The sequence below is a fragment of the Flavobacterium zhairuonense genome, assembly GCF_004352915.1.
Lineage (GTDB): Bacteria > Bacteroidota > Bacteroidia > Flavobacteriales > Flavobacteriaceae > Flavobacterium > Flavobacterium zhairuonense.
This window is the reverse complement of record NZ_SJSY01000073.1, coordinates 19935-45629: the sequence shown is the minus strand read 5'-3', so window position 1 is coordinate 45629 and position 25695 is coordinate 19935. Positions and strand designations below refer to the sequence as shown.

25 protein-coding genes and 1 tRNA gene are annotated in these 25695 nt (G+C 33.7%); 10 read left to right on the top strand and 16 right to left on the bottom strand.

The features are described 5' to 3' along the window. Window positions 1-39 precede the first annotated feature (39 nt). From EYY60_RS12365 to EYY60_RS12350, 4 genes are all read left to right on the top strand, one after another. Complete coding sequence (locus EYY60_RS12365; protein WP_132989632.1) at window positions 40-2229, top strand: VWA domain-containing protein; 2190 nt, start codon at window positions 40-42, stop codon at window positions 2227-2229. Between the two features lie 52 nt (window positions 2230-2281). Further along, window positions 2282-2869 (top strand): LURP-one-related/scramblase family protein, encoded by a 588-nt coding sequence (locus tag EYY60_RS12360; RefSeq protein ID WP_132989631.1) that lies wholly within the window; start codon window positions 2282-2284, stop codon window positions 2867-2869. Between the two features lie 114 nt (window positions 2870-2983). Beyond that, window positions 2984-3700, top strand: coding sequence for a 3-ketoacyl-ACP reductase (locus EYY60_RS12355; protein ID WP_132989630.1), 717 nt, complete (start codon window positions 2984-2986; stop codon window positions 3698-3700). A 67-nt stretch (window positions 3701-3767) separates the two neighbouring features. Next, entirely contained in the window at window positions 3768-4274 is a 507-nt protein-coding gene (locus EYY60_RS12350) for a hypothetical protein (protein ID WP_132989629.1), read from the top strand. Window positions 4275-4587: 313 nt separating this feature from the next. Here the strand turns inward: EYY60_RS12350 and mtaB are convergent, their stop codons facing one another. Next, window positions 4588-5922 carry a tRNA (N(6)-L-threonylcarbamoyladenosine(37)-C(2))-methylthiotransferase MtaB gene (mtaB, locus tag EYY60_RS12345; protein ID WP_132989628.1) on the bottom strand — a complete coding sequence of 445 codons (1335 nt, stop codon included), beginning with the start codon at window positions 5920-5922 and terminating at the stop codon, window positions 4588-4590. Between the two features lie 485 nt (window positions 5923-6407). Here mtaB and EYY60_RS12340 point away from each other — a divergent pair, with 485 nt between their 5' ends. Beyond that, window positions 6408-6926, top strand: a complete 519-nt coding sequence (locus tag EYY60_RS12340; RefSeq protein WP_132989627.1) for a hypothetical protein — start codon at window positions 6408-6410, stop codon at window positions 6924-6926. Between the two features lie 75 nt (window positions 6927-7001). Here the strand turns inward: EYY60_RS12340 and EYY60_RS12335 are convergent, their stop codons facing one another. From EYY60_RS12335 to hisS, 12 genes are all read right to left on the bottom strand, one after another. Beyond that, window positions 7002-7529, bottom strand: coding sequence for a GNAT family N-acetyltransferase (locus EYY60_RS12335; protein WP_132989626.1), 528 nt, complete (start codon window positions 7527-7529; stop codon window positions 7002-7004). Window positions 7530-7535: 6 nt separating this feature from the next. Continuing rightward, entirely contained in the window at window positions 7536-8339 is an 804-nt protein-coding gene (locus EYY60_RS12330; RefSeq protein ID WP_132989625.1) for a Cof-type HAD-IIB family hydrolase, read from the bottom strand. 74 nt (window positions 8340-8413) lie between these two features. Continuing rightward, window positions 8414-8632 carry a putative signal transducing protein gene (locus EYY60_RS12325; protein WP_132989624.1) on the bottom strand — a complete coding sequence of 73 codons (219 nt, stop codon included), beginning with the start codon at window positions 8630-8632 and terminating at the stop codon, window positions 8414-8416. Window positions 8633-8652: 20 nt separating this feature from the next. Beyond that, window positions 8653-9462, bottom strand: coding sequence for an alpha/beta hydrolase (locus EYY60_RS12320; protein ID WP_235832324.1), 810 nt, complete (start codon window positions 9460-9462; stop codon window positions 8653-8655). Between the two features lie 24 nt (window positions 9463-9486). Then, the gene (locus EYY60_RS12315; protein WP_132989622.1) at window positions 9487-10149 is read right to left on the bottom strand and encodes a DEAD/DEAH box helicase; all 663 of its coding nucleotides are present in this window, start codon (window positions 10147-10149) and stop codon (window positions 9487-9489) included. A gap of 102 nt (window positions 10150-10251) precedes the next feature. Next, the gene (locus tag EYY60_RS12310) at window positions 10252-11415 is read right to left on the bottom strand and encodes a sigma-54-dependent transcriptional regulator (protein ID WP_132989621.1); all 1164 of its coding nucleotides are present in this window, start codon (window positions 11413-11415) and stop codon (window positions 10252-10254) included. 97 nt (window positions 11416-11512) lie between these two features. After that, the gene (locus tag EYY60_RS12305; protein ID WP_132989620.1) at window positions 11513-12829 is read right to left on the bottom strand and encodes an ABC transporter permease; all 1317 of its coding nucleotides are present in this window, start codon (window positions 12827-12829) and stop codon (window positions 11513-11515) included. Window positions 12830-12892: 63 nt separating this feature from the next. Beyond that, window positions 12893-13822, bottom strand: coding sequence for an ABC transporter ATP-binding protein (locus EYY60_RS12300; protein WP_132989619.1), 930 nt, complete (start codon window positions 13820-13822; stop codon window positions 12893-12895). Window positions 13823-13983: 161 nt separating this feature from the next. Beyond that, window positions 13984-15090, bottom strand: coding sequence for a molecular chaperone DnaJ (gene dnaJ, locus EYY60_RS12295; protein ID WP_132989618.1), 1107 nt, complete (start codon window positions 15088-15090; stop codon window positions 13984-13986). Between the two features lie 74 nt (window positions 15091-15164). Continuing rightward, window positions 15165-15743, bottom strand: a complete 579-nt coding sequence (locus tag EYY60_RS12290) for a nucleotide exchange factor GrpE (protein ID WP_026727957.1) — start codon at window positions 15741-15743, stop codon at window positions 15165-15167. A gap of 333 nt (window positions 15744-16076) precedes the next feature. Then, a tRNA-Trp gene (locus EYY60_RS12285) sits at window positions 16077-16147 on the bottom strand. 255 nt (window positions 16148-16402) lie between these two features. After that, window positions 16403-17827 (bottom strand): histidine--tRNA ligase, encoded by a 1425-nt coding sequence (gene hisS / locus EYY60_RS12280; protein ID WP_132989617.1) that lies wholly within the window; start codon window positions 17825-17827, stop codon window positions 16403-16405. Between the two features lie 249 nt (window positions 17828-18076). Between hisS and EYY60_RS12275 the strand changes: the two genes are divergently transcribed. Then, a complete protein-coding gene (locus EYY60_RS12275; protein ID WP_162847881.1) occupies window positions 18077-19321 on the top strand; it encodes an ABC transporter permease in 1245 nt (414 codons plus the stop codon). A 302-nt stretch (window positions 19322-19623) separates the two neighbouring features. Here EYY60_RS12275 and prmC read toward each other — a convergent pair whose 3' ends face one another. Both prmC and EYY60_RS12265 read right to left on the bottom strand, forming a co-directional pair. Continuing rightward, a complete protein-coding gene (gene prmC, locus EYY60_RS12270) occupies window positions 19624-20496 on the bottom strand; it encodes a peptide chain release factor N(5)-glutamine methyltransferase (RefSeq protein WP_132990000.1) in 873 nt (290 codons plus the stop codon). A gap of 81 nt (window positions 20497-20577) precedes the next feature. Next, window positions 20578-21063: a GNAT family N-acetyltransferase gene (locus EYY60_RS12265; RefSeq protein ID WP_132989616.1), complete on the bottom strand. Its 486-nt coding sequence runs from the start codon at window positions 21061-21063 to the stop codon at window positions 20578-20580. A gap of 109 nt (window positions 21064-21172) precedes the next feature. Between EYY60_RS12265 and ribD the strand changes: the two genes are divergently transcribed. The 3 genes from ribD to EYY60_RS12250 all read left to right on the top strand — a co-directional run bounded on the left by ribD (window position 21173) and on the right by EYY60_RS12250 (window position 23650). Further along, complete coding sequence (gene ribD, locus EYY60_RS12260) at window positions 21173-22222, top strand: bifunctional diaminohydroxyphosphoribosylaminopyrimidine deaminase/5-amino-6-(5-phosphoribosylamino)uracil reductase RibD (RefSeq protein WP_132989615.1); 1050 nt, start codon at window positions 21173-21175, stop codon at window positions 22220-22222. Then, window positions 22215-22817: an HAD family hydrolase gene (locus EYY60_RS12255; RefSeq protein ID WP_132989614.1), complete on the top strand. Its 603-nt coding sequence runs from the start codon at window positions 22215-22217 to the stop codon at window positions 22815-22817. The genes ribD and EYY60_RS12255 overlap by 8 nt, the downstream gene beginning before the upstream one ends. Window positions 22818-23017: 200 nt before the next feature. Next, window positions 23018-23650 (top strand): IMPACT family protein, encoded by a 633-nt coding sequence (locus EYY60_RS12250; RefSeq protein ID WP_132989613.1) that lies wholly within the window; start codon window positions 23018-23020, stop codon window positions 23648-23650. Window positions 23651-23681: 31 nt separating this feature from the next. On the opposite strand, the gene EYY60_RS12245 is transcribed toward EYY60_RS12250, so the two are convergent. Beyond that, a complete protein-coding gene (locus EYY60_RS12245) occupies window positions 23682-24086 on the bottom strand; it encodes an acyl-CoA thioesterase (protein WP_026727949.1) in 405 nt (134 codons plus the stop codon). Window positions 24087-24262: 176 nt separating this feature from the next. Between EYY60_RS12245 and dnaA the strand changes: the two genes are divergently transcribed. Beyond that, on the top strand, window positions 24263-25690 hold the full coding sequence (gene dnaA / locus EYY60_RS12240; protein ID WP_026727948.1) for a chromosomal replication initiator protein DnaA: 1428 nt from the start codon (window positions 24263-24265) through the stop codon (window positions 25688-25690). Window positions 25691-25695: the final 5 nt, after the last annotated feature.

Below are 25695 nucleotides of genomic sequence, written 5' to 3'. Positions count from 1 at the left end.
AAAGCAAAATCAAAACATTAATTCTTAAAACTCATTATCATGAAAAGTCTAAAACTTATTTCATCAGCCATTGCTATGCTTATATGTTTCGTAACCATGGCACAAGAAAGAACTATTACGGGAATTGTTTCTGATAAACACCAACAGCCTCTTCCTGGAGTATCGATTTACATTCAAAATACAAAAATATCTGCCACAACTGATTTTGATGGAAAATACAGTATCCAAGCTAAAACAGGAGATATGTTAGTTTTCAGTTTTATTGGATACGAAACACAGAAACAAAAAGTTCAAAACTCAAATACAATTAATATACGACTTAATGAATACAGTCAATCATTGAATGAAGTAGTTGTTGTGGGTTATGGCACAAGTGAGAGCACATCAGATTACAGTGCAAGAAGTTATGAGCGAGCGGAAAGAAGAAGAGAAAAAAAAGAAGCTAAGCAAGCTTCTCAAGCGGTTGCGTTACAAGGAAAAATTGCAGGACTTCAGGTTCAAAGCAACATGAATTATTCTGTCGCACCTAGCCAGGGTTTTAAATCGCCAAGAGAATCACCGTCTCTATCTCCAAAAAACGAACCTTTGTATATTATTGACGGAGTTCCAGCAAAAGCCAATCAAATGGCAAAAATTAATCCGAATGATATCCAAGATTTAAAAGTACTTAAAGATGATGCAGCAACTTCAGTTTATGGCAGCAAAGCTTCAAATGGCGTTGTCGTAATTTCTACTAAAAATGAAATTTATAAAAACCTAACTGAAAAAGAATTAGACAAAAAATTAAATATTATTCCGATTCCTACTCAGCCAACTCAAGAAGATTATGATGCCTTTGTAGAAAATGCATTCGAAAGTCCAAAAACTGCTCCGCTTTCTACTTTTTCGATAGATGTTGATAATGCTTCTTATACCAATATCAGACGTTTTTTAAACAATGGACAACAAGTTCCAAAAGATGCCGTACGCGTTGAAGAAATGGTCAATTTCTTTAAATATACTTATCCACAGCCAAAAAATGAGCATCCGTTTTCAATCAATACAGAAGTAAGCGATTCACCTTGGAATTCAAATACTAAAATTTTGAAAATTGGTTTACAAGGAAAAAACATTCCGACAAGTGATTTGCCAGCATCAAATCTGGTTTTCTTGATTGACGTTTCGGGTTCAATGAGTGATATGAATAAATTGCCTTTATTGAAACAATCTTTAAAAATATTGGTAAACGAATTAAGAGCCAAGGACAAAGTTGCGATTGTAGTTTATGCAGGTGCTGCAGGAATGGTTTTACCTCCAACTTCTGGAGATGAGAAAAAAACAATTATTGAAGCCCTAGACAAATTACAATCTGGTGGAAGTACGGCCGGAGGCGCAGGAATTGAACTGGCTTATAAAACCGCAACCGAAAACTTCATTAAAGGCGGAAACAATCGTGTAATTCTGGCAACAGACGGTGATTTTAATGTTGGAAGTGCTTCAAATTCTGATATGGAAAAATTGATTGAAGAAAAAAGAAAAACAGGTGTTTTCTTGACTTGTCTGGGTTACGGAATGGGGAATTACAAAGACAGTAAAATGGAAATTTTAGCGGATAAAGGAAACGGAAATTACGCTTATATCGATAATATTCAAGAAGCGAATCGTTTTTTAGGAAAAGAATTCAAAGGTTCGATGTTTGCCATTGCCAAAGATGTAAAAATCCAGATCGAATTTAATCCGAAACAAGTTCAGGCGTATCGTTTGATAGGCTATGAAAACAGAAAACTTCGTCCAGAAGATTTTAAAAATGACGCAATTGATGCTGGCGAATTAGGAAGCAATCATACCGTTACCGCTCTTTATGAAATTATTCCGACTGGTGTAAAAAGCAATTATTTAGCTGAACAGCCAGATGATTTAAAATACACTAAAACTGAACCAAATTCAAATAATTACAGCAACGAATTGGCAACCATAAAATTCCGTTATAAAAAACCGGATGGCGATAAAAGCATTGAAATGGTTCAGGTAATCGAGAACAAATCGGTTGTTTTGGATAAAGCAAGTGATGATATGAAATTCAGTTCAGCAGTAGCTTGGTTTGGGTTGAAATTAAGAGATTCTAAATTGATTGCTGATAAATCTAATGAAGAAATCGTGAAACTCGCAAAACAGGGAAATTCTAACGATGGCGAGGGTTATAAAGCTGAATTTATTCGTTTGGTTGAAACTTCAAAACAGTATAATTAATAAAAATTATATTACATTTGGCTTTCATTAAAAAAATCAATTTTACACGCATATGAACCCAATTTTAAGCCAAAATCTATTTTTAGTAAAAGAACATGTCGGAATGTTCAAAGCTTCAAACAATTACGATATTTATAATCCTGAAAGCAATCAAATAATTATGAACTGCCGTGAGAAAAATTTAAGTTTTTTCACTAAAATGCTACGTTTTACAGATTTCAAAAGAGCAACACCTTTTAATATTGAAATCTCAACTGCGTCTGGCGAAAAGTTAATTACTGTAAGAAGAGGAATTGCAATATTCAGATCAACTGTTGAAGTTTTGGATGAAAAAGATCGTTTGGTTGGCACATTCAAACAAAAATTCTTTTCAATTGGAGGAAGATTTGAAATTTTGGACAAAAACGAAAGACCAGTTGCAACACTTCAAGGAAAATGGACGGGTTGGGATTTTAAATTTTCTCACGAAAACAAACAATTAGCTCAAGTAAGCAAAAAATGGGCTGGAATTGGAAAAGAGTTTTTTACAACTGCGGACAATTATATGCTTCAAATTGAAGATAATATTGCTGCCGAAAGTCCGTTAAGACAACTAATTTTAGGGGCAGTAATGTGCATAGATATGGTTTTGAAGGAATAACAAAAACTTGTTAAACTTAGATTAAGAAAACATCTTAAAGCATCATTTTAGTTTGCAAAAGCTTATTTTTGTAAGACTTAAAATGATGCTTTTTGCATTTCTAAAAATACAATCATGACCGACTTAAAAAATAAAACTGCCTTTATTACAGGTGCAGGAAAAGGAATAGGAAAAGCCGTTGCCATTGCTTTAGCAAAAGAGGGCGTAAACCTGATTTTAGTTTCAAGAACACAAAAAGATGTAGAACAATTAGCTGATGAAGCCTCAAATTTGGGCGTAAAAGCTTTGGCAGTAACTGCTGATGTTTCAGACATGAATTCTATTAATGCTGCTGCAGAAAAAGCTTTGGCCGAATTCAAACACATTGACATTTTGATCAATAGCGCTGGAATTGCTTCTTTTGGAAAATTCTTGGAATTAGAACCAGAAGCTTGGGAAAGAATTATTCAGGTAAATTTAATGGGAACGTACTACACAACCCGCGCCATTATCCCGAATATGATTGAAAGACAAACTGGTGACATTATCAATATTTCATCAACTGCCGGTTTAAACGGAAACGCACTAACAAGTGCATATAGTGCTTCAAAATTTGCTGTTTTAGGCTTGACCGATTCTTTGATGCAGGAAATGAGAAAACACAATATTCGCGTCACTGCTTTAACGCCAAGTACAGTTGCAACTGATATGGCAAAGGATTTAAACTTAACTGACGGAAATCCTGAAAAGGTAATGCAGTCTGAAGATATGGCCGAATTGATTATTTCGCAATTAAAATTGAACCGAAGAGTTTTTGTAAAAAACAGCAGTATTTGGTCAACTAATCCTTAAAACTAATCTTGTGAACTTTGTCAAAGTTTCAAACTTTGACAAAGTTCAAATCGCAAAAAGACATCAAATGGAACAATATTTAAGACAATTAGTCGAAATAGAATTTGTAGATAAAAAGCAGATTTTCACCGGATTTCTTATTGATTATTCTGATGACTGGATTTTGCTTCGAAATAATCCTGTTGATTTTATTTTGGATGGGTTTGTGATTTTAAGAAACAAAAACATCTTAGCAGTCAACAGAGATCATGATTTAGCTTTTACAGAAAAAGTAATTCGGTTAAAAGGCTTAAAAATCAATTCTGAAGATATAATCCCAATTAGAGATTTGGATTCGATTTTAAAATATATAAGCAATAAATACGGCATTTTTCAAATTGCAAAAAAATCAGCCAAATCAGCTTATTTAGGAAAATTGCTTTCCCTTACTGATGATGAACTTTTGATTGACTTTCTGGACACAAGAGGTCAATTTGGCGGAGAATTAAATTTTATTCCTGAAAAGATTCGTGTTATAGAGTTTGATACAGATTATATTAATTCGTTGAAATTGGTTGTTCAGGATAATAAATGATTCTTTAAAAAAGCAAAAAGCTGTCCAAAAAGTATTTGATGATCAGACATCAGCTTCGTAGAAGCGAAATATTTATAGAAATTATATTTATTATTGATGACAAAGCTCCAGCGGAGCGACATTTTTTTTAATGCTGGTGTATTTCGCTCCTCTGGAGCTACTTTGTCATCTGTAATTTTGAATTTCTATAAATATTCTGCCCCGCTGGGGCTTAAAAATAAAAAACAAAGAGGCTGTCCGAAAAATAAGGACAGCCTCTTGCTTTTTATCAAAAATGACAGAATATGTGATAACTTTTGATTATTTAAAAAAATTAAGCTTCTGCTAATTTATTTACAAACTCCATTCGTACACTTCCATCTTCATCAATTTTGGTCAAATTGATTTCTTGCAAAGTATTCACCAATTCAGGATTCCAAGGCGTTTTCACTTTTACGTAGTTTTCAGTAAATCCGTGAATGTAGCCTTCTTTGTTTTCACCTTCAAAAAGAACCGTTCTTTTGGTTCCTAATTGGCTTTCATAAAAAGCACGACGCTTTTTCACTGATAATCCGCGTAACATTTTGCTGCGTTTTGCACGAACATTTGCCGGAACAACGCCATCCATTTCTGCAGCTTCTGTATTATCTCTTTCTGAATAAGTAAATACATGCAGATATGAAATCTCCAATTCATTCAAGAAATGATAGGTTTCTAAAAAATGCTCGTCTGTTTCACCAGGAAAACCAACAATTACGTCAACACCAATGCAGGCGTGCGGCATTACTTCGCGAATTTTATTTACACGATCAATATAAACTTCTCGCAAATAACGGCGTTTCATTAATTTCAAAATATCATTGCTTCCTGATTGCAGCGGAATGTGAAAATGCGGTACAAAAGTGCGACTTTTAGAAACGAATTCTATCGTTTCATTTTTCAACAAATTCGGTTCAATTGACGAAATTCTCAGACGTTCAATTCCTTCAACTTGATCTAAAGCCTGAACTAAATCCAGAAACGTATGTTCGTGTTTTTTGTTTCCAAACTCCCCTTTTCCGTAATCTCCGATATTTACACCCGTTAAGACAATTTCGCGAATATTCTGTGCCGAAATTTCTTTAGCATTTTTTAGAACATTTTCTAAAGCATCACTTCTCGAAATCCCGCGTGCCAACGGAATCGTGCAATAAGTACATTTATAATCACAGCCATCCTGCACTTTCAAGAAAGCGCGCGTGCGATCTCCAATCGAATAACTACCAACGTAGAAATCAGCTTCAGCAATTTCACATGAGTGCACTTCACCCATATCATTTTTGCTTAAATCGTGAATATAATCGGTAATTTTAAACTTTTCAGTAGCCCCCAAAACCAAATCAACACCATCAACTGCAGCTAACTCTTCTGGTTTTAATTGTGCATAACAGCCAACAGCGGCAACAAAGGCTTTATCATTCAGCTTCATTGCTTTTTTGACCACTTGCTTAAACTGCTTATCAGCATTTTCTGTAACAGAGCAAGTATTGATTACATAAATATCTGCTATTTCTTCAAAATCGACGCGGTCAAAACCTTCGTCATTGAAATTTCTGGCGATTGTAGAAGTTTCTGAAAAATTCAGTTTACAACCCAGCGTATAAAAGGCAACTTTCTTTCTATTTTCCATAATTCTCTTAAATTAATGAAATCGTTGTCAAAAAATTTAAGGCTGCAAATTTACAAACAATATTTGTAAAAGAAAATCAATAATTAACTTCGTTTCAACAATTTGCGTAAATTAGGGTTTTATTAAAAATAAAATACACTTAATGATTGCAAAAATTTTGAAAAACAATATTTTTTTCGAACTTTACGTTATACAATTCAATAAGAATTAAATGACAAAAATATCGATTAAGTGCAAATTTCATCGATTAAATACATTTTTTCACGATTTAAATTGAAAAAATCTTACATTTACTAGAGCTAAATTCTCTTGTAGAATTTATTCCGATTTTAAAATTATCGCAAGTATTAATTAATTTAATAATAAATCGGACATAACAATTTTGATTTTCAATCGTTATGTTGTTGTTTTGTGTAACAAAATGAAATGGGAAAGCCGAAAACCAAAGAGAGTAGGCAAAAATAAAATTACAAATACCACACTTTATGAAAGCATTTTTACCCACAATCTGCTTGATGTTCTTAACCGTTTTTAGTTCGCAAGCGCAAACTAATGCCCCAGCCGCAAATCCATTTCCATCTATTAGTACTTTAACGACTTGGGCAAGTTTAAACTCTCAACAACAATTTGATGTTGCAATTCGTGCCGTTGGTTTTAAATTTGAAGTTAAAGAACCAGGTGCAGAATCTACTGCTTACACTTATATTCGTAAAGTAACTGTAAACGACGTAAACTACACAGACAGAATTGTTTACAGAATTACAAATAATAATTCTGCAAGTATTATTTCTTTGGTTACAGCTTCTACAGATTTAGTGAGCTTGTACACACCGCAATTAGCAACTTTCAAAAACAACAATTGCAAAACTGAAATGTCTAAAGACAAAAACACAACTTGCAGTTGCTACGAAAGTGCCGCTTTTGCAATCGATCTTTGCGACGAGCGTGTAAAATTAACAATGGGTGATGGAAACAAATATTTTGTTTCTGTAGCTAAAAAATAATCAATTAAGAAATTACGTTTTCCAAATCTTTGCAGGTTTTTATTAGCCTACAAAGATTTGGAGCGCATTTCTTAATTATAAGTTTGGATTTTTCATTTCATACCAGACTTCTGTTTCTCCTTCATACTCAAAAGAGTTTACGTATTGCAAGCCTAGTTTTTCGAGAATTTTTCTTGAGTTTTCATTCCCTGCATCTGCATACGCATAAAGCGCATCTACTTTCATTTCATTAAAAGCATATTTTACAAAAGCTTTCCCGGCTTCTGTTGCATATCCTTTTCCCCAATGCTTTTCTATGAAGCGATAACCAATTTCATAAAAATCTTTATGCCCGTTAATTTCATCTGTGATGAACTTAATTCCGGACCAACCCAAAAATTCATTTGTTTCTTTAAGAATAACAGCCCAACGCCCTATTCCGAAATCTTTATATTGTTTTTGAACAAAATGAATATATTCGATACTCTCTTCGAGTTTTTTTACCGGATTATTGCCCAAGAAAAGATGCACCTTTGGATTTGAATCCAATTCAAACATTCCATCAGCATCAGAAAGAAGAAATTCTCTTAATAGCAAACGCTCTGTCTCAATTGGATTTTTCATCAAAATTTAATTTAAGATATATTTCTGCACTACTTCAGCCACTCCATCATCATTATTTGAGGCTACAATTAAATCGGCTTTGTGGCGCAATTCAGGTGTAACATTATCAACCCAAACACCAAGTCCGGCATATTCAATCATCGTTAAATCGTTTCCAGCGTTTCCTACTGCGATAATTTCTTCCTGACGGATATTTAATTTTTCAGCTAAAAATCTCAAGCTTGCCGCCTTATCGATTCCTTGCTGTGCTGCTTCGAGGAAAAAAGGTTTTGACATTGAAACGCTTAAATGAGGCATTTTAGCTTTCAAATCTTCTTCTAATTCTTTTAATTCAGCTGGATCTTTCAACAGGATACATTTTACAGCAGGCCTGTCAACATAATCTTTGAAACTAGAAACCATCAAATGAGGCATTCCTGTAATTTCTTTTTCAATTTCTATAAATTCAGAATCCGTTTCACTTATGATTTCATCATCTAAATACGTGATGATATGTGTATTCATTTTTACGCTGTAATCATACAAATCGTGAATTTGTTGAACTGTTAATTTCTGTTCAAACAAAACAAGATCATCTTTTGCTTGGCTTATGATTGCGCCGTTAAATGAAATTATATAAGAATCATTCAAATCTAATTCTAATTCTTTAGCATAAGCAGTCATTGCCGGAGTTGGTCGGCCAGAAGCCAACACCACATAAACTCCTTTTGCTTGAGCTTCTAATAAAACTTTTTTGTTTAAATCTGAAATTCTGTGATCGTCTGTCAACAAGGTATCATCCATGTCGAGCACTAACATTTTGTATTGCATATTTTTTTAGTTTTCAGTCACAGTCGCAGTTTACAGTTTGAATACTGAAAACTGCGACTGCAAACTGTGACTTATTAAAGGCTCATTCTAAAGTTTTCAATCACTGGATTTGCTTTTGCAAACTCGGTTTCTTGAATAAAAACCTCAACAGCCAAATCTGTTCCACCAAAACCTCCCAATCTAGCTGACTGAATATTATCTTTTTTTACTGTTTCTACTCCAGCTTCTTCTAATCTTTCTTGCAAAGCTATCGCTAATACTTCACTTCCTGAAAACACTTTCATTAAACCCATGGCATTTTTATTTTTATTCTTTATTTCAAAATTGCTTTTAACTCCTCTTGGAAATTTTCATTTTCGTTCATTCCAATATGTCCCTGATCTTTCAAAACATACAAATGCCCTTTAGAACCTAAAATTTTATTTAATTTGACCGAATTTTCAACCGGAATCAACTGATCGTCTGATCCATGAAAAATATAAATCGGAGCTTTAACTTTTGGAAGATATTGATAGGTTTCAAAATGAAACTTCTTCATAAAATCAGGAAAAAACCGAACTTTAGTTCCAGATAATTCTGTAAAACTAAAATAGGGCGATTGAAGAATCAACGCTTTAGGTTTGTTTTCTGAGGCCAAAATTGCTGCTAATCCAGAACCAATGGAATAACCCGCAATAATAATTTTATTTTCAGAATATCTTTGCTTTAATTTCTTGTAAACTGTTGTAATATCTTTATTCAACTGTTCTTCGCTTTCAATTTCACCTTCGCTTTTTCCAAAACTTCTGTAATCTAGAATAAAAATATCATATCCTAAATTAGTATAATTTTTCGCTATACTGCCCCAGGTTTGTAGCGTGCCGGCATTCCCGTGAAGATAAAAGACAAGGCCTTTAGATTTTTCGGCCTTAAATAAAAGTCCGTTTAAATTTACTCCATCAAAAGATTTAATATTTAATTCCTCAAACGGACTCTGATATTCAAATTGATATTCCTTAGGAAGTGATGAACTCTGAAAAATCATACCAACCTGATTGAAATATACATAAGAAACAATAACGATATAAATAATTACAAAAAATGCCGCGAGCACAATTGTCAAAAATTTTAACGTTTTTATCATTCCCATAAATTATACAGCAAGAATTTATTCTTCTTCTACGTCGTCTTCCTCTTCGTCAAGTTCCTCCTCGCCTTCTTCATCCATATCAAACAAATAGGGCTCAATCATGATTTTATCTGCCAAAATTTCGATGCGTTCTGTCAAATCCTCAGCAAAAATAATTCGTTGTGTTTTGGCAATACTGTTTGAAATACGAGTAATTTTTGGATCATGGCGCAATTTTAAAATCGGATCTGCATCATCTATAATAAACATTTTAAGACGATTTACATTATAACCCGCCGTACTGAACATGTCGTTTAATTTGGTTGGAGTTCCAATTAAAACGTCGATTCCAGTAGAAACGTAATTTTTATCATAATCCATATCGCCTTTGTCGTGAACTCCGTACACTTCAAGATTTGTATATTTATTATACTTATCAAAAAGCGCTTCCATTGCCAAAACCTTTTCTTTGTCTTCAACAATAATCAAAGCTCTCGGTGATTCTTCATTTTTTCCTGCCAATTGCTGAATCACATTCAAAACAATAGTCGTGGTTTTTCCGCTTCCTTCTGGCGAAACAATTACACAGTCTGCGCCACTTTTTATGGTCGAAAAAGTTTCCATCTGCAAAACATTTGCTTCTGTCAAACCGTTTTCAATTAAGGCATCTTGTAATTTCTCGTTTATTTTTTTTAGTTTCATTTTTTTTATGCTTTAAGCTTTAAGCTATACGCTATAAGCAAAAATTATTTAGTTCCTATAAAAGCTTAAAGCTTAAAGCTTATAGCCTAAAGCGCGAAGCATTTACTTGCTTGCGAACATTTTTACATCACTTTCAGAAATTTCGTTTCCTCCTAAAATAATCAGCCTTTCGACTACATTTCGAAGTTCACGAATATTACCTGTCCAATCATATTCTTGCAATAATTTTATGGCTTGCGCCGAAAATCCTTTCACAGCATTTCCTTGTTCTGAAGCAATTTTTTCCGAAAAATGTGTAATCAAAGCTGGAATATCATCTCGTCTCTCATTCAAAGGCGGCACTTTTATTAAAATTACGGCCAAACGATGGTACAAATCCTCACGGAAACGACCTTCGGCAATTTCTTTTTTTAAGTCTTTATTCGTTGCAGCAACAACCCGAACATCTACTTTGATATCTTTATCTGCTCCAACTCTCGTAATCATACTTTCCTGAAGCGCACGCAACACTTTGGCTTGCGCCGAAAGACTCATATCTCCAATTTCATCCAAGAAAATAGTTCCTTTGTCTGCTGCTTCAAACTTTCCAGCACGATCTTTAACTGCCGATGTAAAGGCGCCTTTTACGTGCCCGAATAATTCACTTTCAATCAATTCGCTCGGAATTGCAGCGCAGTTCACTTCGATTAAAGGAAAATTTGAACGCTCACTTTTTTCATGCAATTGATGCGCTACTAATTCTTTTCCAGTTCCATTTGGCCCTGTAATCAAAACTCTCGCTTCAGTTTGCGCCACTTTGTCAATCATAACTTTAATATGATTAATAGACTCGCTATCGCCTATCATTTCGTAGTTTTTACTGACTTTTTTCTTTAAGATTTTATTCTCAACTACTAATTGTTTTTTATCCAAAGCATTACGAACTGTATTCAACAAACGGTTCAAATCTGGCGGTTTTGAGATATAATCAAAAGCTCCCAAACGCATTGTTTGAATCGCAGTTTCCATGTCGCCGTGGCCTGAAATCATTACCATCGGAATTTCTGGTTTTATTTTTTTTACTTCTTCTAAAACCTCAACGCCGTCCATTTTTGGCATTTTGATATCGCACAAAACCAAATCGTAATCGTTGTTTTTTATTTTTTCAAGTCCCGCAACTCCATCTTCAGCTTCATCAACTTGATACGAATCATTTTCTTCTGATAATATTTTTACCAAAACTCTTCTGATCGCTGCTTCGTCTTCTACAATTAGTATTTTACTCATTCTTTTAAAGATACTAAGATACTAAGATGCTAAGATTCTGAGTGTTTTTAGCTAAAATCTTAGCATCTCAGAAACTTAGAAACTTAGAATCTCTAAGTTAATATTTCAGCCACTTATACAATTCCTTCCAAGTTGGTTTTTTGCCGTACATTAAAATACCTACTCGGTAAATTTTTGCAGCGAACCAAACCACAAGGAAAAATGTAGCAAACAATAATGATACCGAAATTACAATTTGCCACCAAGGCACACCAAACGGAATACGCATTAACATTACAATTGGCGATGTTAACGGAATCATCGAAAATACAACCGCAATAGTTCCGTGAGGATCGTTTACTACTGTAAAAAAACCAATATAGACACTCAAAATCAGCGGCATCAAAATTGGCAATAAAAACTGTTGTGAATCGGTTTGATTGTCAACCGCTGCTCCAATTGCTGCATAAAATGAACTGTACAGAAAATATCCTCCAATAAAATAAATTACAAATCCGATTATAATGCTTGCAATTGGCAAATTCCATAATTCAGCAATATACATTTGTGCTGATCCTGATAATTGATGCTGCGCCGTTTGCATCATTTCTGGTGAAATTCTAGATGTTGGACCAACATTTACGCCAAAAAACGCCGAAGCTGCAAACATTAATCCCAAACCAATAATAGCCCAAATCATAAATTGCAGAATTCCTGCTAATGAAGTTCCAACAATTTTACCAATCATTAACTGAAATGGCTTTACAGATGAAATAATGATTTCGATAATTCTATTTGTTTTTTCTTCGATTACGCTGCGCATTACCATATTTCCGTAAATGATAATGAACATCATAATTAGATACCCGAATGCTCCTCCAATTGCAATTTTAATTTCATTTAAACCTTTAAGACTTTCCTCTCCAGAAGCTTTTACCAAATGAATATTTACTTTTGACTGTGCTTTTTGAATCGACAAAGTATCTAATTTTGCTTCTTCCAAATTCAGTTTTGTAATTTTTGAAGCAATAACATCTTGTGTCTTTTCTACAAAAGAAATACTTGGGCTGTTGTTTGAAATAAACTCAATTTTGCTTTCTAAATCTCTTGTGTTAGTTGTTTTCGGAATAACAATCAATCCGCTGAAATTTTCTTTTGTAATGCTAACTTTTAAAGCATCAACATTAATTTCAGACAAATTCAGATATTTAAACTCCGCTCCTTTTTTATTTTTTTTCAAAAAATCTGAAGCAAAAAGTCCTGTTTCGTCATGAATGGCAATTCTTTTGGTTTCTGCTTTCATGGAGCTTAAATAGCCAATAAAAACCGCTATCGCCACAAATAAAAGTGGACTCAAAAAAGTCATAACAACAAAAGATTTATTGCGGACTTTGGCAATAAATTCTCTTTTTATAATCAACGAGATAATACTCATAAATAATTTTAGATTTTAGATTGTTGATTTTAGATTTTAGATGTTTATTATAAAACCTGAAATCTAAACTTTATTTTCAGTAACGGTCTGAATAAAAATATCGTTTATGCTTGGAATTTTTTCCGCAAAATGGGTTACTTGTCCGCGTTGTGTGATTATGTTTAATAATTCGTTTGGCGAAGCATTTCCAATTTGGATATTTAATTTCAAATCATCATTCAACGATTTAAAGCTTGCAGGCGAAACTGTAAATTTCTGTGTAATATCATACATCAAACCTTCCACATTGCTGGTCAAGATTCCAACTTCAAAACTATTCGTTCTAAACTGACGTTTTACATCTACAACTTTTCCTTCTATCAATTTGTTTGATTTGTGAATTAAAGCTATGTTTTCACAAAGTTCTTCTACGCTTTCCATTCGGTGGGTCGAAAAAATAATCGTTGAACCTTGCTCTTTTAATGCCAGAATCTCATCTTTAATTACATTCGCATTTACAGGGTCAAAACCAGAAAAAGGTTCATCTAAAATAAGCAGTTTTGGTTTATGCAACACACAAACGACAAACTGAATTTTCTGTGCCATTCCTTTAGAAAGCTCTTGGATTTTCTTATTCCACCAACCTTGAATTCCTAAACGGTCAAACCAATAATCCAATTGTTTTTTCGCTTCAGCTTTAGAAAGACCTTTCATTTGCGCCAAATACAAGCATTGCTCGCCTACTTTCATCGAGCTGTACAAACCTCTTTCTTCTGGAAGATAACCGATAGTTTGCACATGTTTTGGCTGTAATCTTTCTCCATCCAAAATTATCTCGCCGCTGTCTGGCAATGTAATTTGGTTTATGATTCTGATAAGGGAAGTTTTTCCTGCTCCATTCGGACCTAAAAGTCCATAAATAGTGCCTTTTGGCACATTTAATGAAACTTCGTTAAGCGCTACATAATCGCCATATTGCTTTACGACTTTATGTACTTCTAGTAAGTTGCTCATGTGGTTTTTGAGATTTTCTGCGTTGCTAATGCCATTATGGCTAAGCGACTGTAAAAGTAAATAATTAGTAGCGAATCTGCGTACTATTCAGCAAAAAACCCATCCTAAATTTACCTTAGAATGGGTTTTTGATAATTTATAACCTTTTAAAAAAGTTTAGATTATGAAAACATATCTTTTACTTTCTCAAAAAATGATTTCTCTGATTTCTCTGGACTTGGAGCAAAGTGCTCGTCGTTTAAAGCATTTTCAAAGAATTGTTTCTGCTCTTTATTTAATGTTTTTGGAGTCCAAACGTTTACGTGAACTAGCAAATCTCCGCTTCCGTAACCATTTAAACTTGGAATTCCTTTTCCTTTTAATCTTAAGATTTTTCCAGACTGAATTCCTTCTTCCAATTTAATACGAACTTTTCCGTTGATTGCTTCAATATCTTTTGAAGCTCCCAAAACTGCTTCAGGGAAACTGATGTACAAATCGAAGTGAACATTTTCACCTTCACGTTTCAAGAATTCGTGTTCAACCTCTTCGATCGCTACAATTAAATCTCCTGGAATACTGTTTCCTGGAGCATCGTTACCTTTGTTAGCAACTTTTAACTGCATTCCATCAACAACTCCCGCAGGAATTTTGATTGATACTGTTTCATCTTCTTGAACCATTCCTTGAGCATCAGCTTCAGAAGGCTTTTTATCTAAAATCTGACCAGAACCACCACAAGTAGGACAAGTTGACGCAGATTGCATTCTTCCTAAAATGGTATTGGTCACACGCATTACTTGACCTTGACCGTTACAAGTTGTACAAGTTTTATATGTTACACCTTTAGCCTGAACTTTACGTTTTACTTTTACTTTTTTCTCAACTCCATTTGCAATTTCTTCTAAAGTCAATTTTACTTTAATTCGAAGATTGCTTCCTTTTGCACGACGAGGGCCTCCGCCTCCGCCTCCGAAGCCGCCAAATCCGCCACCAAAAATATCACCAAACTGGCTGAAAATGTCATCCATATTCATACCGCCGTGACCGCCAAATCCGCCAGAACCATCAAAAGCTTGATGTCCGTATTGATCGTATTTCGCTTTTTTCTGTGGATCACTTAAAACTTCGTAAGCTTCTGCCGCCAATTTGAAGTTTTCTTCTGCCTCTTTGTCGCCTGGATTTTTATCAGGGTGATATTTAAGCGCACTTTTTCTGTAAGCTTTTTTAATTTCGGCAGCATCAGCATTTTTTGAAATGCCTAATATTTCGTAAAAATCTTTTTTCATAATTAGATTAGGTTCCAAATCTTAAAAATTCCAAAATCCAAAAAAATGCACTTGAAATTCTTATTGCATTTTTTTTAGTTTCCTACTACAACTTTAGGGAAACGAATAATTTTGTCTCCTAATTTGTATCCTTTTTCAATAACATCAACAATTTTCCCTTTTAATTTGTCAGACGGAGCTGGAATTTGGGTAATTGCTTCAGCAATATCAGCGTTGAAAGCATCACCTGCTTGAATTTCAACTTGCTCTAAACCTTTAGAAACTAAAGTGTTTTTAAGTTTATCGTGAATCAACTCAACACCTTTTTTCAAATTTTCATCATCTGACTTGTTGATCTCTACTGCCGCTCTGTCAAAATCATCTAAAACTGGAAGCATAGCCAACAAAACTTCTTGGTTTGCTGTTTTAAACAATTCAAGACGTTCTTTTGAAGTTCTTTTTTTGTAATTTTCAAATTCAGCAAATAATCTCAAAAACTTATCTTTTTCGTGAGCCAAGTCTTTAGCTAATTGCTCCTCAACACTTAATTCTTCAACAATTAACTGCTCTCCGTTGGCATTGTTCTCTAACGTTACATCGTCTAATTCCTGATCGAATTCTGTATTTTCCGTAGTCATATTACTTTTATTTTTAAAAATATTCTTAAACTTCATTTTTATTTCTTTCTGTTGGATTGCAAAAGTACTGCCAAAATTTCTAAAATGTCAAATTGTCACTTTATTAAAACTGAGTACTTTAAAAACCAAATTTGCCTTAAAAAATTTTAGTATAATTTTAAGACTATTACGTTATAGTTTATTTTATCTTTGAGATGTAAATAAAGACAAAATCTATTATCTATCAAAATTGAATTTAAGGGTTGGCTCTGGCCTAATAAATAATTATTAATTCAAATTTACCTTATATTAAAAAAAGCTTCGCCTATAGAGACGAAGCTTTTTTTTATTTGAGCTTTATATATGACAAAGTTGCCATTTATTTTTTTGCACGGGCGGAGGGATTCGAACCCCCATCAACGGTTTTGGAGACCGCTATTCTACCCTTGAACTACGCCCGTAACTTGAGGTCGCAAATTAAGAGCATTTTTTCTTCTCCTGCAATTATTTCGGGCAGAGATTTCAAAAGAAACCCCTTTAAATCTGCGGAATGCAAAGCAAAAACTTTTGTTCCAGACAGTTAGCCTCTCAAAGTATTTTTTAATATTTCACGCAGATTTAAAAAGATTTATGCAGATTAAAGCAGATTTCTTCGATATAAAAATCAAATTAAATCTACCGAATCTGTGTGAAATAAAATCTTTTAATTCTGATTCTTAGATCAATGCGTTTTTCAATCCTTCAAAGTCAACAGAAACCTGTTCTCCTGACACTAAATTTTTAAGCGCAAAAGTATTCGATGCGATTTCCTGATCGCCAGCAATTACCGCAAATGGAATCAAACGCTTGTCTGCATATTGAAATTGTTTTCCAACTTTTACATTATCAGGATACAATTCTACTTTTATATTTTCTTTTCTCAATTTCTGAATCGCTTTTGAAGCATATAAAGCTTCTTTATCGCCATAATTGATAAACATTGCTTTCGATGTTGCCGAAACAGTTTCCGGAAACAATTGCAATTCTTCTAAAACCAAATAAATCCTATCAAGACCAAAAGAGATTCCGACACCACTCATATTTTTTAATCCAAAAATACCAGTCAAATCATCGTATCTTCCGCCACCACCAATAGACCCCATTGCAACCGTTTTTGGTGCTGCAACTTCAAAAATAGCGCCCGTATAATAATTTAATCCACGTGCCAAAGTCACATCTAAATCTAAAATCGCAGTTGACAAACCTAAATCGGCCACATTGTCGCAAATAAACTTTAGTTCTTCAACACCTTTCATTCCTTCTTCAGATGAAGACAATAATTCTGAAAGCTGCGCAATTTTGTCTCCAAAAGTTCCTGAGAAACTAAAAAGTGGCTGTACTTTTACCAAAGCTTCTTCAGAAATTCCTTTTTCGATCATTTCTTTTTTTACGCCGTCTTCTCCAATTTTATCCAATTTATCAAGAGCAACCGTAAAGTCAATTAATTTATCTGAAGCGCCAATTACCTCCGCAATTCCTGATAAAATTTTTCTGTTATTGATTTTAATTGTCACACCTTCCAAACCTAAAGACGTAAAAACGGTATCGTATAATTGAACCAATTCCACTTCCTGCCAAAGCGATTTTGAGCCTACAACATCAGCATCGCATTGAAAGAATTCTCTAAAACGACCTTTTTGCGGATTATCCGCTCTCCAAACAGGTTGAATTTGGTATCTTTTAAAAGGGAATTCAATTTCGCTTTGGTGTTGCACTACATATCTTGCAAACGGAACTGTCAAGTCGTAACGCAACGCTTTCTCAGAAATTTTTCCGGTAAATTTATTTAATTCTATTCTTTGCTCTAAACTGATTTTTTCAGCAGAATTAAGTTGCAATTCTTCAATTGATTCTGGCAATTCAATTTTACTTTTGTTGTAAAAGAAATTACCCGAATTTAAGATTTTAAAAATCAGACGATCTCCTTCTTCGCCATATTTTCCCATCAAAGTATCTGAATTTTCAAACGAAGGCGTTTCGATTGGCTGAAAACCAAATTTCTCGAAATTCGCTTTTATAGTCTGAATAATATATTGACGTTTTGACACCTCAGCAGGTGAAAAATCTCTGGTTCCTTTTGGAATGCTTGGTTTTGAAGCCATCTTTTTTATTTTAGATTTCTGATTTTAGATTTTAGATTTTAGATTTCTTTGTGACCTAAAATCTAAAACCTTTAAAATTAATTTATTTCTAGATTTTGTTTTAGATTGTTGGATCTTCAGACTTTCAACTTTATGACTTTCCAACTTTCGACTTAATTTAAGTCTGCAAATATCTTACTTTTTAAAATAAATAATAACACTTCGAAAACAAACTTGTAACAAAAACCGTATTTTCGTGACAAATTGGTCATGATGCTAAAATTATTTAAAGAAAATATCCGAATTGCTTTTGGTTCCATCAAAACACAAATTCTGCGAACCATTCTTACTGTATTAATTATTGCTATCGGAATTACCGCTTTGGTTGGAATTTTGACCGTTGTCACTGCATTGGAAAATACTGTTTCGACCAATTTTGCTTCAATGGGCGCCAATACTTTCAACATCAACCAGTACGAAAACAATCTTAAAAACCGTGGCGGAAAAGAACGCGAAATCATAAACCCGATTATTTCCTATCCCGAAGCCGTTGCCTTCAAAAACAAATACAAATACCCATTTACCGAAACCTCTCTTTCGTTTACTGCGACCTCAAAAGCCGAAGTTAAATTTCTAGGCGAAAAAACAGATCCAGAAATAAAAATCCTTGGTGTAGATGAACATTTCATTTCAAATTCAGGTCTGGAAACAACTTTAGGCCGTTCTTTCAATCAATTTGATATTGACAACAATACCTATTCCTGCATTGTAGGTTCTGATTTTGAAAAAGGATTATTGAAAGATGTCAACCCAATTGACAAAATCATTTCGATTCGAGGCGCGCGTTTTAAAGTAATTGGCGTTTTAAAAGAAAAAGGATCAACTTTTGGAAATAGTCAGGATTTACGTGTTTTGATTCCAATTCAAGTGGCGCGTTCTTTATTTACAGCACCAAACATCAATTACACCATTAGTGTCATGGTTTCTAAAAAAGAACTTTTAGATCCTGCTATCGACAATGCAACTAGTGTAATGCGCAGAGTAAGAAAATTAAATCCTGTTCGTGATAATAATTTTGGAATGGGCCGAAGTGATGATTTGATAAATCGTATTCTTGGAATTACTCAATATTTAGGCTGGGCATCATGGATTATCAGTATTATAACAATTCTGGGATCGTCAATTGCTTTAATGAATATTATGATTGTTTCGGTTACAGAACGCACTCGTGAAATAGGTGTTCGTAAAGCCTTAGGTGCCACAAAAACAACGATTTCTACTCAGTTTTTTATCGAAACATTGTTGATTGGGCAAATTGGTGGATTGGTCGGAATCATTATTGGAATTTTGCTTGGATTTGCAATTGCAACAGCAATGAAATTTGCTTTTGTTATTCCGTGGGGCGCTATTTTTGCCGCTTTTGCAACTAGTTTTACTGTCGCGATAGTTTCTGGATTATATCCTGCGATTAAAGCTTCAAAATTAGATCCGATTGAGGCTTTGCGATATGAATAGCTTTTATTTGAAGCAGAAATAAAACTTTCAAGATAAGTCCTGTCCCGCTATTCGTTTCAATCTTTTATGCCGAACCCCGGCATAAAAGGATTTTCACTTCTATCGGGGCTAGATTAGAAGTCTCATTTTTTTCGAGAATCTTTTTCGAATAAACTTTATGAAAATTAAAAAAAGTGCAACTTTGAAGCTCCATCGGAGCGATATATTTTCTCGGTTTCTTTATTTCACCTCTCTGGTTTTTTTACAAAATGACACTTTAAATTTCTATAAATATTTCATCCCTTTGGGACTTTTTATACCGCCTAATCTTTTCTACAAGATCTTTTAGGGACTTTACAAAAAATCATTCGGTCATTATCATAAATATCTTTGCGGAGTTCGATATTTATAAAATTCATTTTTTCCAGCATTTCTTTCGTTTCTATACCTAAATACTGATTGATTTCAAAATACAATTGTCCGTTTTCTAAAAGATTTTTTTGCGCCAACTCAGCAATTTTCCTGTAAAAAATCAACGCATCGTTATCATCAACAAACAATGCCAAATGTGGTTCAAAATCCAAAACATTCTTTTTGATTTCGGCTTTTTCTAGATTTCGAACATAAGGCGGATTTGAAACAATGATATCATAATCCGATTTCAATATTTCCAATTCCAGAATATCTTTTAGCATAAAAGTAACCTCAACATTATTGTTTATCGCATTTCTTTTTGCTGTATCTAATGCTTTTTTTGAAACATCAATAGCATAAACCTTTGCCTTTGGAAGATTTTTAGCCAATGAAATAGCAATACAACCGCTACCTGTTCCAATATCCAATATTTTGATTTCTTTAGATTTCCCTTTATTTTCATTAATAATCCAGTCCACTAACTCTTCAGTTTCGGGCCTCGGAATCAAAACATTTTCATTTACTTCAAAATCCAAACCATAAAAACTGGTTTTTCCAAGCAAATACTGAATAGGAACTTCGTTTTTTAAGTCATCCAACAACGAATCCCAAACCACAAAATCCTTTTCAGAAAAATTCAGTTCGTGGTTCAAAGCCAAATCGATCTGGCGCAATTTATGTTTGTCTTCTAAAATTAAATAGAAAAAACTCTCTGCCTCATATGCATCATATAAAGGCGATAATTCTTTTATAAACTGAGTCCGGTATTGTTTGATTTTCATTTCTGCGTATGAGTATTTTTTTTCAGCAATAGCTGACTTTTCTTTCAAATAAGTATTGAAAAATCTAATTTGTTACAAGATTTACAAAACTTTCAACATCCAAACCGGACAAGAATTATGCCCAGTACACCCCAAAGGCGCATCTAAATATTCAAAACCTGATTTTTTATATAATTTTTGAGCATCATGCATAAAAGGCATCGTTTCGATATAACATTTCTCAAAACCAAAATTTCTTGCTTCATTCAGGCATTTCTCCATCATTTGGCCTCCAATTCCGAGTCCGCGAGTTTTTGGCAAAAAATACATCTTTTGCAGTTCGCAAATTTCTGGAGCACCATTTTCCAAAGGCGCGATACCGCAACACCCTACAATCTCACCTTCATTTTCAACAACAAAATAAATTGATTTTGGTTTGTTGTATTCTTCAAACATTAAATCAAGATACGGATCGGCGTAAGCTGTACCCACTTTTGGAATTTCCATTTCATCAAAAACAGAACGTATTAATTGAGCAACGGCTTTATTATCTTCTTTTTTAATTGCTCGTATTATGCAATTTTTCATAATTCTTTTATTCATGTAATATCTACAAAAGTAAAAATACTTTTTCGATAGTTTCTCAACAATCTCAAGAACTATTGAGACTAAAATCAAAAATAACTACTTTTGCAGTGTGAATATACATGAGAAATACATAAAACGCTGTATCGAACTTGCAAAAAACGGTTTTGGAACAACTTATCCAAATCCGATGGTGGGCAGTGTAATTGTTTACGATGGCAAAATTATTGGCGAAGGCTGGCATAAAAAAGCAGGCGAACCACACGCCGAAGTAAATGCGGTAAAATCGGTAAAAGATAAATCCTTGCTAAAAAAAGCAACGATTTACGTTAGTTTGGAACCTTGCTCCCATTTTGGGAAAACCCCTCCTTGTTGTGATTTAATTATCGCAAATGAAATCCCGAATGTTGTCGTTGGAACTGTTGATCCAAATGAAAAAGTGGCCGGAAGAGGAATTAAAAAACTACTCGAAGCTGGCGCAAATGTTACAGTTGGCATTTTAGAAAAAGAATGTTACGAACTCAACAAACGCTTTTTTACTTTTCACCAAAAAAAGCGTCCTTATATTATTTTGAAATGGGCCGAAAGTCAAGATGGATTTTTAGCGCCAGAAAAAGAAATTAATCAGGAACGCAAACCTGTTTGGATTACTAATCAATATTCAAGACAATTGGTTCACAAATGGCGAAGCGAAGAACAAGCTATTTTAGTGGGAACGCAGACTGTTATTGATGATAATCCGAAATTGAATACGAGAGATTGGTCAGGAAACAATCCTGTTAGAGTGGTTTTAGATCAAAATAACCGAATTTCAAAAGATAGTTTTGTTTTTGACGAAAGTGTAAAAACGATTGTATTTACAAAAGACGAAAACAAACCTTCAACTGAAAATACCATTTTTGAAAAGATTGATTTTAATGAAAATTTGATTGCTCAGATTTTGGATGTTTTATATCAGCATCAAATTCAATCAGTAATTATTGAAGGCGGAAGACAGACTTTACAATCTTTTGTCGATCTAAATATTTGGGATGAAGCCCGAATTTTTATTGGAACAAATTCTTTTGAAAAAGGCGTAAAAGCACCAATAATTCAGAAAAGCAATATTTCAAAAACAATTATTCAAAACGACGAACTACTTTATACTAGAAACCATGATTGATACGATAATTTTTGACTTTGGCGATATTTTTATCAATTTGAATAAACAAGGAACTATTTCGGGATTGAAAAATTTAGGAATGACCGAATGGAATTCAGAAATGGATCGTTTGAATTTATTATTTGAAACTGGCGATGTTTCCTATGATGATTTTGTAGGCGGATTTCAAAAAGAACTTCCAAATGCTTCAATAGAAGAAATTCTGGAAGCTTGGAATGCCGTATTAGCTGATTTCCCTTTGTATCGATTAGAGTTTTTAAAAGAGCTTTCAAAAAAATACCGTTTGTTTCTTTTAAGCAACACCGATTCGATTCACATTGCTACTTTTGAAAAAACAGTCGGAGTTCCTTTTTATACTGATTTTTACAGCTGTTTTGAAAAAGTTTATTTTTCATTTGAAATGAGATTGAGAAAACCAGATCCAAAAATCTATCAAGTTTTAATTGACAAACACAATTTAGTTCCAGAAAAAACGCTGTTTGTTGACGACAAAACAGAAAATACAGACAGTGCTGAAACTTTAGGAATTAAAGTATGGAATCTGCAAGTAGGCAAAGAAGATGTTGTAGATTTATTTAGCAAAGGAATATTATAAAAATATTTTGGACGAATAATTTTTTTTCACGCAGATTTAAAAAGATTTAAGCCGATCTACGCAGATTATAAAAAATTAAATCTGCTCAAATCTGCAGAATCTGAGTGAAACCTTTAAAAACATCATTTAGATCCGCGATTCGATTGATAGCGAATGAATCATTTTTTTGGCGCAAAACAAAACAATTTAGAATTTTAATTTTGGAATACAACGATACTTATCAAACCATTGCATTTGAATCTGAAGAGATTCTTTTGAAAGAAAAAGGAAGCAAATTCTTTGGCTACGGATTCCCTATTGAAAGTGAAGATGAAGTAAAACCAATTATTGAAAACTTAAAAAAACAACATCCGCACGCTGTTCATTATTGCTATGCCTATCAATTAGGGACGGCTCCAAAAATATCCTACCGAGCAAATGATGATGGCGAACCCAGCAATACAGCAGGCGCACCAATTTATGGACAAATTCAGTCTTTCGGCTTGACCAATGTTCTTGTAGTCGTTGTTCGTATTTTTGGCGGAATAAAATTAGGCGTCGGCGGTTTGATTACAGCTTACAGAACCACTGCTCAAATGACGCTTGAAGTTTGTGAAATTATCGAAAAAACAATTGACGTTCATTTTTTAATCTCTTTTGACTATAAAAACATGAACAAAGTAATGCGAGTTATTAAAGAAAAAAAGTTGGAAATAATCTCTCAGGAAATGGAAATTGATAAAAATTCCGGACTACCAATTGGCAAAATAATTACAAAAACGCGCAAAAAAAATGCCGAATCTATATTCGACATTTTTGATTTAATGTTTGAAATCGATATTAAAATTGTGTAATTTAACATTAAAACACCCCTCATTTTAACAATTATTCTAATGTTTTAAATAATTCTAAAATGTAATCTGGAGGTGCTGTTGGGCGACCCGTTTTTAACGAAATAAATACTAAAATAAACACTGCCGTTGTTAATAACTCATTTGCCTCATTATAGATTGCGCAATCAAATTCAATCTTGACTGATGACTGACTTTTGAAGGTTGTATGAATTGTCAAAAGTTCATCATACCGCGCTGACTTTTTATAATTTATTTGCATCGAAACAATCGGGAGCCCAATACCGCTTTCTTCCATGCTGGCATACGAAATCCCTTTATTTCTAAGCCATTCCACGCGTCCAATCTCAAAATATGGCACATAATTTCCGTGATAAACAACTCCCATTTGGTCAGTTTCTGAGTAACGAACACGCACTTGCGTTTGATGATTTTTCATTCTTTAAATATTAAATTACTAAAGCCCTCTTACAACATTTTTTTGTAAAATTAGACACCAAAATATTTTTTTTTACAGAAATTTGTTCACATATTTGTTATCCCGAAATACGGAATAAAATTGCTCCTTTTTTATTAGGAGAATCTTTATCAATAACATAAAACTTATCTGAATCTATGACTAAAACTGCTCAATCGGTATGGGAAAACTGTTTGTCCTTTATAAAAGACAATATTCAAGATCAAGCATATAAAACTTGGTTCGAACCAATCAAATCAGTTGAGCTAACCGACAACGCATTATACATTCAGGTACCAAGTAAATTCTTCTACGAATGGCTAGAGGAACACTACGTTAAATTATTGAAAGTTGCGCTTACCAAAGAACTGGGAAAAAACGCAAAGTTACTCTATAAAATTAAAATGGAAAACACTTATGGAAACAAACAGCCGTTTACCGAACAGCTGCCAAGTTCCAACAGAGTGCCAATGAAACCGCAAGAGGTTGATGCTCCGTTTAAAAACTTAAATCCCGAGCTTAAAAATCCATTTGTAATTCCAGGAATCCGAAACTTAAAAATTGAATCGCAATTAAATCCAAATTACAGTTTTGACAATTTCCTTGAAGGAGATTCAAACCGTTTGGCTCGTTCTGCAGGTATGGCTGTTGCCAATAAACCTGGTGGAACGTCGTTTAATCCGTTATTGATTTTTGGTGGAGTTGGTTTAGGAAAAACACACTTGGCGCACGCTATTGGTGTTGAAGTAAAAGACAAATATCCTGAAAAAACGGTTTTATACATTTCTGCCGAAATTTTCACACAACAATATATTGACTCTGTAAAAAAGAATAATCGTAATGATTTTATTCACTTTTACCAATTAATCGACGTTTTGATTATTGATGATGTACAATTTTTATCTGGAAAATCAGGAACTCAGGACGTATTTTTCCACATTTTTAATTACTTGCACCAAAACGGAAAACAGGTAATCCTAACTTCGGATAAAGCTCCTGTTGATATGCAGGATATCGAACAACGTTTGTTATCTCGTTTTAAATGGGGATTATCTGCGGAGCTACACCAACCAGATTACGAAACTCGTATTTCGATATTAAAAAATATTTTATACCGAGATGGTGTTGATATGCCGGAAGATATTCTTGAATATGTTGCCCGAAATATCAAAACGAATGTTCGTGAACTTGAAGGCGCGATTATTTCGTTGATCGCTCAATCTTCTTTCAACAAAAAAGAAGTTACAATTGAGTTAGCGAAAAGCGTTGTAGAGAAATTTGTTAAAAATGTAAAGAGAGAAATCTCGATCGATTATATTCAAAAAATTGTTTCTGATTATTTCCAACTTGACATTGAAACGCTTCAATCTAAAACAAGAAAGAGGCATGTTGTTCAGGCAAGACAATTGGCCATGTTTTTTGCAAAGAAATTCACAAAAGCTTCTTTGGCAAACATTGGTTCACAAATTGGAGATCGCGACCACGCTACCGTTTTGCACGCCTGCAAAACTGTTGACAATTTAGTTTCTACAGACAAACAATTCAAAAAATTTGTCGAAGACATCAACAAAAAATTAACGCTATAAACGCG

What these genes read in the sequence shown, in the direction of transcription:
- EYY60_RS12275 (WP_162847881.1), top strand. Translation starts at nt 18,077, where the DNA reads ATGATGCTAAAATTATTTAAAGAAAATATCCGAATTGCTTTTGGTTCC.
- EYY60_RS12330 (WP_132989625.1), bottom strand. Translation starts at nt 8,339, where the DNA reads ATGCAATACAAAATGTTAGTGCTCGACATGGATGATACCTTGTTGACA.
- EYY60_RS12305 (WP_132989620.1), bottom strand. Translation starts at nt 12,829, where the DNA reads ATGAGTATTATCTCGTTGATTATAAAAAGAGAATTTATTGCCAAAGTC.
- EYY60_RS12325 (WP_132989624.1), bottom strand. Translation starts at nt 8,632, where the DNA reads ATGGGTTTAATGAAAGTGTTTTCAGGAAGTGAAGTATTAGCGATAGCT.
- prmC (WP_132990000.1), bottom strand. Translation starts at nt 20,496, where the DNA reads ATGAAAATCAAACAATACCGGACTCAGTTTATAAAAGAATTATCGCCT.
- EYY60_RS12340 (WP_132989627.1), top strand. Translation starts at nt 6,408, where the DNA reads ATGAAAGCATTTTTACCCACAATCTGCTTGATGTTCTTAACCGTTTTT.
- EYY60_RS12255 (WP_132989614.1), top strand. Translation starts at nt 22,215, where the DNA reads ATGATTGATACGATAATTTTTGACTTTGGCGATATTTTTATCAATTTG.
- dnaJ (WP_132989618.1), bottom strand. Translation starts at nt 15,090, where the DNA reads ATGAAAAAAGATTTTTACGAAATATTAGGCATTTCAAAAAATGCTGAT.
- EYY60_RS12355 (WP_132989630.1), top strand. Translation starts at nt 2,984, where the DNA reads ATGACCGACTTAAAAAATAAAACTGCCTTTATTACAGGTGCAGGAAAA.
- EYY60_RS12350 (WP_132989629.1), top strand. Translation starts at nt 3,768, where the DNA reads ATGGAACAATATTTAAGACAATTAGTCGAAATAGAATTTGTAGATAAA.
- EYY60_RS12360 (WP_132989631.1), top strand. Translation starts at nt 2,282, where the DNA reads ATGAACCCAATTTTAAGCCAAAATCTATTTTTAGTAAAAGAACATGTC.
- EYY60_RS12315 (WP_132989622.1), bottom strand. Translation starts at nt 10,149, where the DNA reads ATGAAACTAAAAAAAATAAACGAGAAATTACAAGATGCCTTAATTGAA.
- EYY60_RS12265 (WP_132989616.1), bottom strand. Translation starts at nt 21,063, where the DNA reads ATGAAAAATTGCATAATACGAGCAATTAAAAAAGAAGATAATAAAGCC.
- EYY60_RS12335 (WP_132989626.1), bottom strand. Translation starts at nt 7,529, where the DNA reads ATGAAAAATCCAATTGAGACAGAGCGTTTGCTATTAAGAGAATTTCTT.
- hisS (WP_132989617.1), bottom strand. Translation starts at nt 17,827, where the DNA reads ATGGCTTCAAAACCAAGCATTCCAAAAGGAACCAGAGATTTTTCACCT.
- dnaA (WP_026727948.1), top strand. Translation starts at nt 24,263, where the DNA reads ATGACTAAAACTGCTCAATCGGTATGGGAAAACTGTTTGTCCTTTATA.
- EYY60_RS12290 (WP_026727957.1), bottom strand. Translation starts at nt 15,743, where the DNA reads ATGAAGTTTAAGAATATTTTTAAAAATAAAAGTAATATGACTACGGAA.
- EYY60_RS12245 (WP_026727949.1), bottom strand. Translation starts at nt 24,086, where the DNA reads ATGAAAAATCATCAAACGCAAGTGCGTGTTCGTTACTCAGAAACTGAC.
- EYY60_RS12365 (WP_132989632.1), top strand. Translation starts at nt 40, where the DNA reads ATGAAAAGTCTAAAACTTATTTCATCAGCCATTGCTATGCTTATATGT.
- EYY60_RS12320 (WP_235832324.1), bottom strand. Translation starts at nt 9,462, where the DNA reads ATGATAAAAACGTTAAAATTTTTGACAATTGTGCTCGCGGCATTTTTT.
- mtaB (WP_132989628.1), bottom strand. Translation starts at nt 5,922, where the DNA reads ATGGAAAATAGAAAGAAAGTTGCCTTTTATACGCTGGGTTGTAAACTG.
- EYY60_RS12300 (WP_132989619.1), bottom strand. Translation starts at nt 13,822, where the DNA reads ATGAGCAACTTACTAGAAGTACATAAAGTCGTAAAGCAATATGGCGAT.
- EYY60_RS12310 (WP_132989621.1), bottom strand. Translation starts at nt 11,415, where the DNA reads ATGAGTAAAATACTAATTGTAGAAGACGAAGCAGCGATCAGAAGAGTT.